The following is a 12,421-nucleotide window of genomic DNA, read 5'->3' as shown; positions in this document are numbered from 1 at the left end:
CGGCCGCGAACGGCGCAATCAAACGTCCTGCATGCAGGTGGTTACGGTCGAGTAGCTATAACTGCGCTGGTTAACGCAGTTTTGTTATCAAATCGTTATATTAAAATTTCGCACTCGCGGCGGGCATCCCAGGGCCCGTGCGGCGGCCCGCCGCACCAGGCTCGACGAATACGGCACCGAACGAACGGCGAACGAGTGTTTGCTGGATCGCACGGCGGCGAAGCCCGCTTGGGGCCGATTATCGGGCCGAGGTGCCGTAGGGGTCGCCCGCGACGGCTACGCCCACTGTCCGAACTGAGGCTTGAGGATTTCGTTGATGTCCACCCCTACCCCGCCGACGCTGCGCTTATCGATCTCCACCTGGTGCAAATTGGCGGCCGGATGCGTGAATCCCTTCGGCGAGCCCCAGTTGTGCTGCCAGAAATACGAGCCCAGGCCGTCGTGCAGGGCCCAGTCGATCGTCTTCGAATTGGCGTAAACGCCCGTCCGCTGATGCCCGACCACCGACTCCCAGGACCGTAGGTAGGGCACGATCTGGTTCTTGTACTGGTCATAGGACGGGTCATCGTCGATCGACGCATAGATCGGGGCGCTGGCGGGCCCGCCGGCCGCGGCATGCAACTGCATCCCGCGCTGCGCGTGCTGCTGCCCGGCGGCGGCACCGCCCAGCCAGTCGGCGGTGCTGCCCTTGCCGTACTGATAGCACGACACGATCTTGAGCCCGTTGCTATTGAGGTCGTGCGCTTCGGCGACCTGGATCGGCTTGCCCAGCATCCAGTTGCCGCCGGGCCGCCGATCGGACACGTACCTGATGGACCCGACGGCGCCGGCGGCCCGGATCTCGCTCGCCGGGATCACGCCGGCCGCGTAGTCCAACAGAGTTCCGAGCGACGCCTGAGAAGCCTGGGCCGGAGCGGCGCGCAACGACGACACCGCGACGCCCAGGCTGGCTAAGGCTGGGGTGGCGGCCGCGAATTTGAGCAGGTCACGTCGCGAAACCGATGACACAAGCCACAGGGTACGGCACAAACACCACCAGACACACTGACCACACCAGTCACATCTGTATCACATTGCAGCAACGTCGGCGCTGGGGCTGGTCGAATCCGAGGCGGGCAGCACGATGACGCTGACCGCCTCCAATCCGCGCCGCGCTGTCTGGACGGCGATTTCGTCGATGAAGTGCGCGGCCGCCGGGTTTATCGACGCCGCCCAGGCGCGGAAGCCCTGCACGATCACCGGGTCGTGCTCCAGCAGCGGTCGCACGCCGCGCAGCGCGCCGACCACGTCGTCGGGCAGCGGGTCGGCCACCTGCTGATCGATCCAGGCGTGGGCGAGTTCTTGTGCGGCCGTGAGGTTTTCGCCCAACGCGACGACATCGCTGGCGAGGCTGCGCAACCGGTCGAACAGCACCCGGCGTCCCGGCGTCGCGGCGAGCCCTTCCAGCAGCGTGGTGGCCGCGGGTGGCAGCACCATCTGGCCGAACAAGGCGGGCACGGGCAATTGCAATTCGTCGAACAGGTCGGCATACATCGCGGCAACGGGCGCGGACAACGGCGCGCTGAGCCGCCCGATGACGCCGATGCTGTCCCGGTGCGTGGTGGCCAGGCGGCGCAGGATGTGTTCGTTGACGGCCGCCGCGCCAGGCTCGGTGGCTTCGTCGATGGCCGCGATCAGCTGGTCCAGCCGATCCCGCTGCCGCACCAGCAACGCGCGGTGCTCGTCGAGCAGGCCGGCCAGCGTGGTCTGCCCACCCTCGACCAGCCGCTGAATGTCGTTGATGCTGACGCCGAGGCTTCTCATCAGGTCGATGCGCAACAGGTCGAGGACCTGCTCGACGTCGAAGACCCGATACCCGTTCGACAGGTGCTCCGCGCGCAGCAGCCCGATCTTCTCATAGTGGCGGATGCGACCCGAGGCGATCCCGGTCAAGGCCGCGACGTCGCCGATCAGCAACTGCTCAGCCACCCCTTGACCTTACAACCGTCGCAAGGTCTGTACTGGGACGATGGACCGTGATCAGCTCATCGACCTGACCCGACGAGCCCTGAAGCTGGCCCGCGACAAGACCACCGACCTCGCGCCCGGCGAGCACACGGTCGACGCGGCCGACTACACGTCACTCGAGCGGCACCACCGCGATCGGGACCTGCTGCTGGCCACTCCCCAACTGGTCGGCTACGTCTCGGAGCTCCCCGCTCCCGGCGCGTACTGCACCAAGACGGTGATGGGGCGTTCGGTCCTGCTGACCAGAACATCCGACGCAACGGTCAAGGCGTTCGACAATGTCTGCCTGCACCGGCAGTCGCAAGTGGTCACGGGATGCGGCAGCGCGAAGCGGTTCACCTGCCCGTACCACGCCTGGACCTACGACAACAGCGGCACGCTGGTCGGGCTGCCGGGCCGCGAGGGCTTCCCGGGGGTAGCCGTCAAGTCCGACGGTTTGACGGAGCTTCCGGCCGCCGAATTCGCCGGATTCCTTTGGGTGGCAATGGATCCCGGCGCCACCCTGGATGTGGCCGCGCATCTGGGGCCGCTGGCCGACGAACTCGACTCGTGGGGCATCGGACGGTGGTCGCCGCTGGGCGAGAAGGTCCTCGACTGCCCGATCAACTGGAAGCTGGCGGTCGACACCTTCGCGGAGAACTACCATTTCGCCACCGTCCATCAGCAGACCTTCGCCAGGATCGCTCGCAGCAACTGCACGGTGTTCGACTCGTACGGGCCGCATCACCGGTTGATCTTCCCGCTCAACACGATTCTGGAGCTGGAGAATGTTCCCGAAGAGCAGTGGGATCCCTTCCACAACATGGTCGTCATCTACGCGCTGTTCCCCAACATCGTGCTGTCGGTGACGATCGCCAACGGCGAGCTGTTCCGTATCTACCCGGGCGACCGACCGGGCCGGTCTATCACCGTGCACCAGAACTCGACGCCGCTGGATCTGTCCGAGGAATCCGTAGCCGCCGGGGCGCAGGCCGTCTTCGAGTACGCGCACGCCACCGTGCGCGACGAGGACTACAAGCTGGTCGAGGGGCTGCAGGCCAACCTCGAATCGGGCGCGCGCGATCGGCTTCGGTTCGGGCGCAACGAACCCGGACTGCAGCATCGCCATATCGCATGGGCCGAGGCGCTGGCCCGCTCGGCGCACAGGTCAGTCGGATAGCGCCGCGACAAGGTCGTCGAAAAGGGTTGTCAGCGCCTCGTTTTGGCTGGGACGCGCGCCGGCCAGGAGTTGCAGCGCTTCGCCCCGCCTTCCCGCGGCTATCAACGGCACCAGCTGATTCACCGTCGCCTGCGCCTCGGGGATCGGCGGTTCGGCGTTCGCGACGGTGGTGGCCAGCACCTCGACCAGCTCCCAATCCCGGTACAGCGCCAGCGAACGCTCGTTGAACGCGAAGCCGGTCACCGACTCGCCCCGCAGGGTCCCGCGGTAGCGGTATGGGCCTTCCATGTATTCGATCGGCAGGCCGTGGGCGGGGGCCGCTACCAGCGGCTCCCCGACGAGATCCAATTTCAGTGTGGCGCAGGTGATCCGGTGCCGATCGGGCAGGTATCGGGCGCGCGCAAGCGGGCGCACCAGGGGCCGCACCGTTTCCGGCCATCGCACGTAGCTGCTGACGGTGACCTCGACGTCCTCGGCGCATTCCGGTGCCATGGCCGGGTCGGGATAGCTCGTCGTCACCCCGGTAAACGGTTGCAGCGCATTGCCGTTGGTGCGGTCGAACTGCCGCCAGATGCTCAGGTCGATACCGTTGTCGAGATTGATGGTGCGCCATTCGTGCGACCGGGCCCGCGGGTCTCCCCCGCTTCCGCCGCCGCCGGCATATTTCGGAAACCACTGCCGGTCGACATGCCCGCCGCTGCCGGACACCTGCTCGACCACGTCGCCCCACCGCAAGGTTCCGGTCATCGCCATTCCGGTCTGGAAGTAGGAGTAGGTCTCGCTTTGGCCGAAACACACGATCTTCCCGTTGTAGGTCGACGCGCCCACCGGTGTCGGCGCCCGCGTGGGCGTTACGGCCAAATCCAGTCGCATGGACCGGCCGTGGTGGTCCTCGCCGACCAGGCTGACCCGATAGGTGTAGGGCAGCAATTCGCCGTCGGCGTCGCGGCAGGCGGTCCACGACGCGGTGCCCGCGCTGCAGTGATAGCTGATGTCCAGATGGCCCACCGCCATCGCGAGCTTGCGCTGCGCTCCCGGTTCCATGTTGGCCGGCGGCATGTCGTAATCCGTATAGGTGCCGTAGTCGCCGGAATCCAGGTCGAACAGCGCCATCGTGTAGAAGTCCGCGACGATCGTGCCCCCGGGCCGGTTCTTGTTGAAGATGGTCAGGAAGGCGAACGAACGGCCGCTCTCGGTGGCGTCGAGCTGTCCGGCGATGAACCAGGTGTCAGATTCCTGGTCGGGGTGTTCGCCCTCGGCGGCGGGAAACTCCAACTGGCTGTCGGCGGGCACCAACCGAAACGGGTAACTGCGCCAGTCGTCGCTCACGATGTGCGCTTCCTTGCCACGGCGCAATCCTGCTTTCTTCGCTATGTTAGCGTCAATAGCGAAGTTGCGGTCGCGGTCCCATCCCCGAGGAAGTGCCCCGATGACAGAGAAATCCGACCATCGTTCCTATGACGAACTCTTCATCGGAGGGCAGTGGCGCAAGCCCGCCAACCCGCAGCAGCTCGCCGTGATCTCACCGCACTCCGAGGAGCCGGTCGGCCATATCCAGGTGGCCGGACCCGAGGACGTCGACGCCGCCGTCGCCGCGGCGCGGCAAGCTTTCGACCACGGCCCTTGGCCACGGATGAGCCACGCGGACCGGATGGCCAAAGTCGAACAGCTCGCTGCGATCTACGCCGGCCACATGGACGAGATGGCCGACCTGATCACCGACGAGATGGGGTCTCCGCGCAGCTTCAGCCGGATGGGCCAGGGGGCGGCCGCGGCGACGCTGATCCACCTCGCGCTGGCCGCCGCACGCGACTTCCCATGGGTCGAACGCCGCCAGGGCGTGCTGGGCGAAGTGCATCTGCGCCGGGCCCCGGTCGGTGTGGTCGCGGCGATCGTGCCGTGGAACGTGCCGCAATTCCTGATCATGCCCAAGCTGATCCCGGCGCTGATCGCGGGCTGCGCGGTCATCGTCAAGCCGGCACCCGAAACGCCTTTGGACGCTTTGTGGTTGGCGGAGATGATCGAGCAGATCGACCTGCCCGAAGGCGTGGTGTCCGTGCTCCCCGGCGGCACCGACGTCGGCGAGGCGCTGGTTCGCCATCCCGGTGTGGACAAGGTCGCGTTCACGGGGTCCAGCGCCGTCGGGCGCCGCATCGCCACCCTGTGCGGCGAGCAGCTGAAGCGCTACAGCCTGGAACTGGGCGGCAAGTCGGCGGCGATCATCCTCGACGACGCGGACGTCGACAAGACGGTAGCGGGCCTGAAGACCGCCGGCCTGATGAACAACGGGCAGGCGTGCGTCGCCCAGACCCGCATCCTGGTCAGCGAGAAGCGCCATGACGAGGTCGTCGACGCGCTGGCCGGCATGATGTCGGGCCTGAACGTCGGCGACCCGGCCGAGGAGTCGACGGACATCGGACCGCTTGTGGCCCAACGGCAACAACGCCGCGTCCAGGACTACATCCGGTCCGGCCAAAGCGAGGGCGCCCGCCTGGTCCTCGGCGGCGAGGACAGCCCGGCCGATCGCGGTTGGTACGTGCGGCCCACGCTGTTCGCCGACGCCACCAATGACATGCGCATCGCCCGGGAGGAGATCTTCGGCCCGGTGTTGACCGTGCTGCGCTACCGCGACGAGGACGACGCGATCCGCATCGCCAACGAGAGCGACTACGGCCTGGCCGGTTCCGTGTGGACGGCCGACATCGCGCATGGTCTCGAGGTCGCGGCGGGCGTTCGCACCGGGACTTACGGCATCAACATGTACACCCTCGACATCGGTGCGCCGTTCGGCGGCTTCAAGCAATCGGGCATCGGACGCGAGTTCGGTCCCGAGGGGCTGCACGAGTACGTCGAGCTGCAGACGTTGGTCTGCAAAGGGCAGTTGCCGCCGCTATAAAAGTTGGGTTCCCCGTCCCCCAAAGAACGGCGAGCGTGAAGCCACTGCGAAAATTCGGCCGATTTTTCGCAACCACTTCACGCTCGGCGCGTCAGTGCAGCCATCGCCAGGACGGATCGCGGCCGAGCCGCGCGAGAAGCCTTGCCTGCGCGTCGCTTTCGTCGGGCACCGCGACCGGGGCGCCGAACATTCCGGGCGGGCCCAAGGCCTTGAGATCCGCGGGCAATTCCGCGTAGAACAGCTCGCACCATCCCGGGTCGAGGCGATCGTCGGCGCCCACCGCACGCGCGAGGTCCCAGGTGTGCACCAAGACGTCGCGGGTCAGGCTCGGTATTAGCTTGTACGCGACGAGCTCAGTGATCCTGCCGGAGCCGAAGGCCTTCGTCAGCGAGTCATAGGTGAGTTGCCATCGCGCCTGCGGATCTTCGCGGGGGCGAACGGGTTTCAGCCCGAGGGGGCGAAGGATGAGCACGTCGTGAAAGCCGATCACGTGCTCCAGCACTGCCCTGGCATCCCACTGCTCGCACGGCGAGCGGCGGTCCCATTTGCCATCGGCAGACCGAACCGCCTCGCCGAACCGCCGGCATACCGCCAGATGCAGTTCGGCCACGCCGTCAGCCATTGGGAAACTGCACCGTGAGCTCCACCGGACAGCACAGGGCGCCATGCTGATTGGTGACCTCGACCTTGATGTCCACCAGGCAGCGCGCCGGCCGCACCGAGGTGTCCCGGCGTTTGGCCACCGCTTGGCCGCGGCCGGTGATGGTGTCGCCGGCATAGACCGGGCTGGCGAGTCGCAGTGAGCGGCGCACCACGCGGCTGCTCGGGCCCGCCCAATCGGTTGCGACGCGGTCGGCGAATCCTGCGAGGTGCATGGTGTTGACGTAAATCGTTGGGTTGCCCTGGTTTTGGGCGTAGTTCGGATCGAAGTGGCCCGGGAAGTAATCCCACGTTGCCCCAGCGTTCTCCACGACCCGCTGGTAGCTGATGTGGTCGACCACCTCCGGCAGCTGCATGGGAACGCTGATGTCGTTCCAGTCCAGATCGGTCACGAGGCGCCGCCCGGAGTGAACCGAAATAACGTATTGCGACACGTGGCGACGACGGTCCCGTCCTGACGGCGATAGGTCTCCAGCGTTTCGACGAAATGCCCGACGCCGAGTCGAGTCCGCTTTTCCGGCGACACCGAAACCAGCTCCTCGACGACGGTCAGCAGATCGCCCTCGACGATCGGCTCCAAAAACTCGACGTCGTTGGCCGCGTTGATGAATGTGGTGCCGGGCAACGGCACCCTCAGCACCATCGAGGCGGCCGGCGGTCTGCCCGCCGGTTCCCACGGCGGAGGTATCAGCCAGCCCATCAAGAGGGCCGGCGGGGCGAGCAGGCCGCCCCACTTCTGCCGGGCGAACTCGGCATCCCAATACGAGCGATTGCCGTCGTGCACCATCGCGGCGAACAATTGGATGCGCGCGCCGCTGACGGGGGTCCTCGCGGTTCGCGGTTCGCCCGCCGCGCCGACCATGCGCAGCGCATCCTCGTAGGTGCCGAAGGTCAGCTGATAGCTGAGGTCGGAGTCCACGTATCGGTGCCGCTTTACATCACCAGCGGGTGCCGGCTGGGCACCGAATCCCAAGAAAGCTCCCGGGATTCGAAATACCAGCCGCCGCGCTCGTAGATCAGGTGGTCCCGAAACATCCCGGTCGCGCGCAGCGTGGTGTCGCCGTACATGGCGGCGTAAAGCACGGCAACACAGCGTTGCGTGGCGTGAACCCCGTCGACGCGGATCTCGTGATCGACGCTCACCAGGCGCTGCCCGTCGCCGCCATCGAAGGCCGCGTGCAGATCGGTGAACACCTCGCCATCTCGGGTGTAGCGGCCACCGGAATGGCGGAACGTCGCGATCCAGCGGTCACGGTCGCCGTTGGAGTAGGCCCGGTTGTGCCGGGCGGTCAGGTCGAGGATGGCTGCCCGGGCAATCGCGGCGTGGAGGAACTGCTCTTGCTGGTATGTCAGGGTCATCTTGGCTCTCCAGCCTTTCTGGAAATCGCGGGGCAAATTGCCTGCATGTAACGCTAACTCAATTCAACGCGCAACGATATAACCGTGCCTTTCACGATCCCAGGCGCCGGGATTCAATCCCCGAGATCGCAACAGATCTTTACGTATTCGCCCGATGACGTTCTTCGGAAGTTCACTGACGGTCTCGACAAACCTCGGCACGCAGAAGTACGGCATGCGGGCGGCGCAGAAGTCGAGCAACTCCGCGTAATCCAATGTCGCGCCGGGACGCAACGTCACGATCAGCAGGATGTCGTCCTCGCCCAGCTCGCTGGGCACCGCGATCGCGGCGGCTTCGGCCACCGCGGGATGACCCATGACGACGGCCTCCACTTCAACCGAGGAGACATTCTCGCCGCGCCGGCGCAGCGAATCCTTGATGCGGTCCACATAGGTCAGGTTCTCGTCGGCGTCGAGCCGGCCGAGGTCGCCGGTGCGGAACCACTCTTGGTGGGGTGCAACCTGCAGGCCCTCGGTCACATAGCCCTCGCTCATGACGTGCGGGTGCCTGGGCCGGCAGGTGATCTCCCCGACGGTGCCGGCGGGCACCGGGCTGCCGTCCTCGTCGACGATGCGCACCTCGAAGTTGGGGTTGGGCCGGCCCGACGTCCCGGGAACCCCGTCGTCGGCCACGTTCTTGACGGCGATCGGAAACGCTTCGGTCATCCCGTACATCGTGACGATGCGGCAGCCGTAACGCTTTTCGATGGCACGGTAGGACTTCGCGTCGATTGGGGCGGCCGAGATGAACCGCAGCGGCAGCTGCGCGTCGCGCGAATCGGCCGGCAGGTTCTGCAGCATCGAGACCATCGCGCCGGCGCCGGCGAAGCCGATGGCGCCGCGGGCGCGGATGTCATCCCACACCTCGCCGGGATGGAAAGCCTGCGCCAGCACGGTCGTTCCGCCGACCAGCATCGGGGCCAGCACGCTGGGCGCGGCGCTGAGGTGGAACAACGGCATCGCCGTCCACAGCACCTCGCCGGCGCGAAATTCCCATGCCGCGGCGGCGGTCGCGGCCACCGAGAACAGGTAATGCCACGTCGTGGCAACCGCTTTCGACGGCCCGGTGGTGCCCGAGGTGTAAAACAGCGATCCCAGCTGGTCGGCGCGTGTGGCTATGCCGGGCCTAACGCCGTCGCCCGCCGGCGCGGCGCTCAGCGCCTCGGCGAGTGAATCATCTTGCACCACAACGTGAGTAACCGTGTCCAACCCGTCGGTGACCTCGTCGACGCGGGAACGTCGCTCGGGGTCGGTGAGAATCACCTTGGCCTGGGCCAATCGCAGGGTGTGCAGCAGGAAGTCGCCCTTGTTCGCGGCGTTGACCGCCGCACTTACCGCGCCGATGCGCGCCGCGCCCAGCCAGAAGTACACCCACTCGGGGCAGGTGGCGGTGAACAGCGCCACGCATTCCCCTGGGCCGACGCCCATTTCGGTCAGCACACGCGCGGCGGCGCAGGATCGTCGGCGCATCTGCTCGAAGGTCACGTCGACGCCCGCGATCGACATCATCACCCGGTCGGGATACTGCTCGGCCCGGCGATCCAGCACGGCCGGCACGGTGAAACGATCGACGCCGAAATCGGAGGGCCCGAGCAAGTCTCAGGCCTTGGCAGCCGCCGGGTCGGGCTCACCCGCGACGGTGTAGCCGAAGTCGGTGGGCGAAGGTTCGGTTCCCGGGTAGAAGCGGTGGGCCCAGCGGCGAAGGGCGGCGTAGTCGTGTGCCTCCTCGGGCGCCAGGTTCGGCTTTTCCAGATACTTCATGTTCTCCCAGGTGAAGAAGTCCTGTTTGATGACTTCTTGCTGCAGGGCCAGGAATTTGGCGGCACGCCCGGTGGGCACGTCGCCGGTGTCGCCCGGCTCGCGAACGGACGCCTGCGTGTAGAAGTAGTCGGTGTAATCCTCGTCGACCGGCGTCTGCCCGGTGACCTGGATGGTGCCGACCAGGTCGCTGGGGAACCGCACGATGCCCAGTCCCAGCGAGTAGTTGTCGTAGATGATCTTCGCGTCGACCGGCCCGTTCGGGGTCAACCAGGTCGATGCCCGGCCGCCGCCGAAATGCGCGTTGACGGTGGCGTGCAGGTGATAGCCCGATACCTCGAATGAGGCCGTCGTCGCGGGATTGGCGGCCTTGTGCACGTATTGCACGTGGTACGGGTCGGCCGCGTTCTCGATGATCATCTGCGGGTGCACCTTGACGCGGTTGAGCATCTGGGTGTGCGGGTGCAGTGGGTAGTACTCGTTGGTTTCCAGCTCGGGCAGCACCGGCGGTTGCCAGTACGGCGCCCGGCCGTGACGCTCGTGCCACACGACGATGAAGCCGTACCACTCCTGGCTCGGGTAGGTGCGGATGCGGACGTTGTTCTTGCATCCGATCTTGCTGTACGGGATCAGCGCGTTGGTGCCGTCGCCGCGCCAGCGCCAACCATGCCAGGGGCAGACGATGTTCTCGCCCTCGACGGTGCCGCCGACGCCCAGGTTCGCGCCGAGATGCTGGCAATAGGCGTCCATCACATGGACCTCGCCGGACTCGGTGCGGAACAGCACCAGCTCCTCGCCGAAGTAGTGCAGCCGCTTGACCTGGCCGGCCTGCAGATCGGAGGCGAAGGCGACGATGAACCAGCCCGTGGGGAACCGGTAGGTCGACAGCGCGATGCCACCCTGTCCGAACTCCCGTTCCGACGGATCGGACTCGGTTGGGTCTGAAATCGTATGCGTCACGAGTACTCCGTATCCCGCCTGGACCAGCAGGAGCCGTGCGCTACTGGGCCGACCGCGGTTCGACGTCTGGATCTATTTTTACTATCTTAAGCATTGAACGTCAACGCGGCGCGAGGCACGTCCGGACTGAGCGAGGTTGCAAATGACTGCTGCGGCGGTGGATCTATCCGATCTCGCCCTGTGGCGCAACGGTTTTCCGGACGAGCTATTCACCGAGCTGCGCCGCACCAGGCCGCTTTTCCGCCACGAACTGACCCCGGGCGTCGCCACACTGTTTTCCGGGGGCGTGCAGCGCGATTTCTGGGTGACCACCAAGCACCGTCACGCCGTCCGACTGCATCGGGACACCGATTCGTTCACTGCGGTCGACGGCCCGCTGATCCAGCCGGTCGGCATGTTTTCGTCGTATCCGACGATCATCAACATGGACCCGCCGGGACTGAACAAGCGCCGCAAACTCATCTCCCACGCGTTCAACCCACGCGCGATCGCCAAACTCGAGGACGGCATCCGGGCGCGCGCGGCGCGGATGATCGACGACCTACTCGCCGAGGGCGGCGGGGACTGGATCTCCGACGTCGCCGACGCGCTGCCGATGACGGTCATCGGCGACATCATCGGCATACCGGACGAAGACCGGCCGCGAATCTTCGACTCCCTGGACCGCATCCTGGAGGCCAACTCGCCCGGGGCGCGGCCAAGCCGCCAGGGCTATACGGATCTCTATGCCACCATCTTCGGGTACGCGATGGAGCTCACCGCCGAAAAGCGGCGCAATCCCGCCGACGACATCTGGAGCACGCTGGCCTCCGCGGTGATCACCGGCGACGACGGCGAAGAGTTCAGCCTGCCCGCCAACGAACTCGAATTCTTCTTCTTCGTGTTGACGTTCGCCGGCAGCGATACCACCAAGAACGCTCTGGCCATCGGGCTACAGGCCTTCGTCGCCAATCCCGAACAGGCGCAACGGTATCGCGAACACGAAGAACTCCGGCCCACCGCCGTCGAGGAGGTGCTGCGCTGGGCGTCGCCGGTGGCGTACTGGACGCGCACCGCCAAGGTCGACGTGGAGATGGACGGTCAGCACATCCCGCAGGGCGACCGAGTGGTGTCGATGCTGCGTTCGGCCAACCGCGACGAGGACGTCTTTGCCTCGCCGTTCACCTTCGACATCGGCCGGCAGCCCAACCCGCATGTGGCTTTCGGCGGCGGCGGCCCACACCACTGCCTGGGCGCGATGCTGGCGCGCGCCGAACTTCGCGCGGTGTTCGACGAGCTGCTGCTGCGCTGCGGCGACATCGAAATCGGTCCGGCCACAGTGACCTATCCGAATCTGACCACCAACATGTCGATCTACGACGAGATGGCGGTATCGCTGACCGGGCGATAGATCAGTCGACCAGCCGCAGGGCGGCCTTCGGGCACTGGTCGACGGCGGCGCGGACGTCGATCTCCCGCTCGGGCGACACCGGTCCGTCCGCGATCTGCACGACGTCGGCGTCGCCCAGTTCGAATATGTCGGCGGCGATGGATTCGCAGAAGCCGTTGGCTTCACACAGGTTCTCGTCAACGGTGACGCGCAT

At 66.4% G+C, this 12,421-nt stretch carries 13 protein-coding genes; 3 read left to right on the top strand and 10 right to left on the bottom strand.

Annotation, left to right across the window (positions count from 1 at the left end):
• Positions 1-276 precede the first annotated feature (276 nt).
• Together A5736_RS18800 and A5736_RS18795 are read right to left on the bottom strand one after the other, a co-directional pair.
• On the bottom strand, positions 277-1,008 hold the full coding sequence (locus tag A5736_RS18800) for a glycoside hydrolase domain-containing protein (RefSeq protein ID WP_076127225.1): 732 nt from the start codon (positions 1,006-1,008) through the stop codon (positions 277-279).
• 60 nt (positions 1,009-1,068) lie between these two features.
• Entirely contained in the window at positions 1,069-1,968 is a 900-nt protein-coding gene (locus A5736_RS18795) for a MerR family transcriptional regulator (protein WP_076247913.1), read from the bottom strand.
• Between the two features lie 40 nt (positions 1,969-2,008).
• On the opposite strand from A5736_RS18795, the gene A5736_RS18790 reads away from it, so the two are divergent.
• Positions 2,009-3,166, top strand: coding sequence for an aromatic ring-hydroxylating dioxygenase subunit alpha (locus tag A5736_RS18790; protein ID WP_076247911.1), 1,158 nt, complete (start codon positions 2,009-2,011; stop codon positions 3,164-3,166).
• On the opposite strand, the gene A5736_RS18785 is transcribed toward A5736_RS18790, so the two are convergent.
• Positions 3,155-4,495, bottom strand: coding sequence for a lipocalin-like domain-containing protein (locus A5736_RS18785; protein ID WP_076247951.1), 1,341 nt, complete (start codon positions 4,493-4,495; stop codon positions 3,155-3,157). The two genes, A5736_RS18790 and A5736_RS18785, sit on opposite strands and share 12 nt — an antisense overlap.
• A 100-nt stretch (positions 4,496-4,595) precedes the next feature.
• Between A5736_RS18785 and A5736_RS18780 the strand changes: the two genes are divergently transcribed.
• On the top strand, positions 4,596-6,062 hold the full coding sequence (locus A5736_RS18780; protein ID WP_076247910.1) for an aldehyde dehydrogenase: 1,467 nt from the start codon (positions 4,596-4,598) through the stop codon (positions 6,060-6,062).
• Positions 6,063-6,153: 91 nt separating this feature from the next.
• Here the strand turns inward: A5736_RS18780 and A5736_RS18775 are convergent, their stop codons facing one another.
• From A5736_RS18775 to A5736_RS18750, 6 genes are all read right to left on the bottom strand, one after another.
• Positions 6,154-6,684: a maleylpyruvate isomerase family mycothiol-dependent enzyme gene (locus tag A5736_RS18775; protein ID WP_076247908.1), complete on the bottom strand. Its 531-nt coding sequence runs from the start codon at positions 6,682-6,684 to the stop codon at positions 6,154-6,156.
• A complete protein-coding gene (locus tag A5736_RS18770) occupies positions 6,677-7,078 on the bottom strand; it encodes a MaoC family dehydratase (protein ID WP_076247950.1) in 402 nt (133 codons plus the stop codon). Before A5736_RS18770 ends, A5736_RS18775 begins: the two co-directional genes overlap by 8 nt.
• A gap of 32 nt (positions 7,079-7,110) precedes the next feature.
• Positions 7,111-7,584: a MaoC family dehydratase N-terminal domain-containing protein gene (locus A5736_RS18765; protein WP_139333416.1), complete on the bottom strand. Its 474-nt coding sequence runs from the start codon at positions 7,582-7,584 to the stop codon at positions 7,111-7,113.
• Positions 7,585-7,655: 71 nt separating this feature from the next.
• Complete coding sequence (locus A5736_RS18760; RefSeq protein WP_076127213.1) at positions 7,656-8,081, bottom strand: nuclear transport factor 2 family protein; 426 nt, start codon at positions 8,079-8,081, stop codon at positions 7,656-7,658.
• A 63-nt stretch (positions 8,082-8,144) separates the two neighbouring features.
• A complete protein-coding gene (locus A5736_RS18755; RefSeq protein ID WP_076247906.1) occupies positions 8,145-9,716 on the bottom strand; it encodes an AMP-binding protein in 1,572 nt (523 codons plus the stop codon).
• 3 nt (positions 9,717-9,719) lie between these two features.
• Complete coding sequence (locus A5736_RS18750) at positions 9,720-10,838, bottom strand: aromatic ring-hydroxylating dioxygenase subunit alpha (protein ID WP_175611331.1); 1,119 nt, start codon at positions 10,836-10,838, stop codon at positions 9,720-9,722.
• Positions 10,839-10,980: 142 nt separating this feature from the next.
• Here A5736_RS18750 and A5736_RS18745 point away from each other — a divergent pair, with 142 nt between their 5' ends.
• Positions 10,981-12,228: a cytochrome P450 gene (locus tag A5736_RS18745; RefSeq protein WP_076247903.1), complete on the top strand. Its 1,248-nt coding sequence runs from the start codon at positions 10,981-10,983 to the stop codon at positions 12,226-12,228.
• 1 nt (position 12,229) lies between these two features.
• Here the strand turns inward: A5736_RS18745 and A5736_RS18740 are convergent, their stop codons facing one another.
• On the bottom strand, positions 12,230-12,421 hold the full coding sequence (locus A5736_RS18740) for a ferredoxin (RefSeq protein WP_076247901.1): 192 nt from the start codon (positions 12,419-12,421) through the stop codon (positions 12,230-12,232).

The organism is Mycobacterium sp. SP-6446 (genome assembly GCF_001954045.1).
Taxonomy (GTDB): Bacteria; Actinomycetota; Actinomycetes; order Mycobacteriales; family Mycobacteriaceae; genus Mycobacterium.
This window is presented reverse-complemented; position numbering and strand designations above follow the sequence as displayed.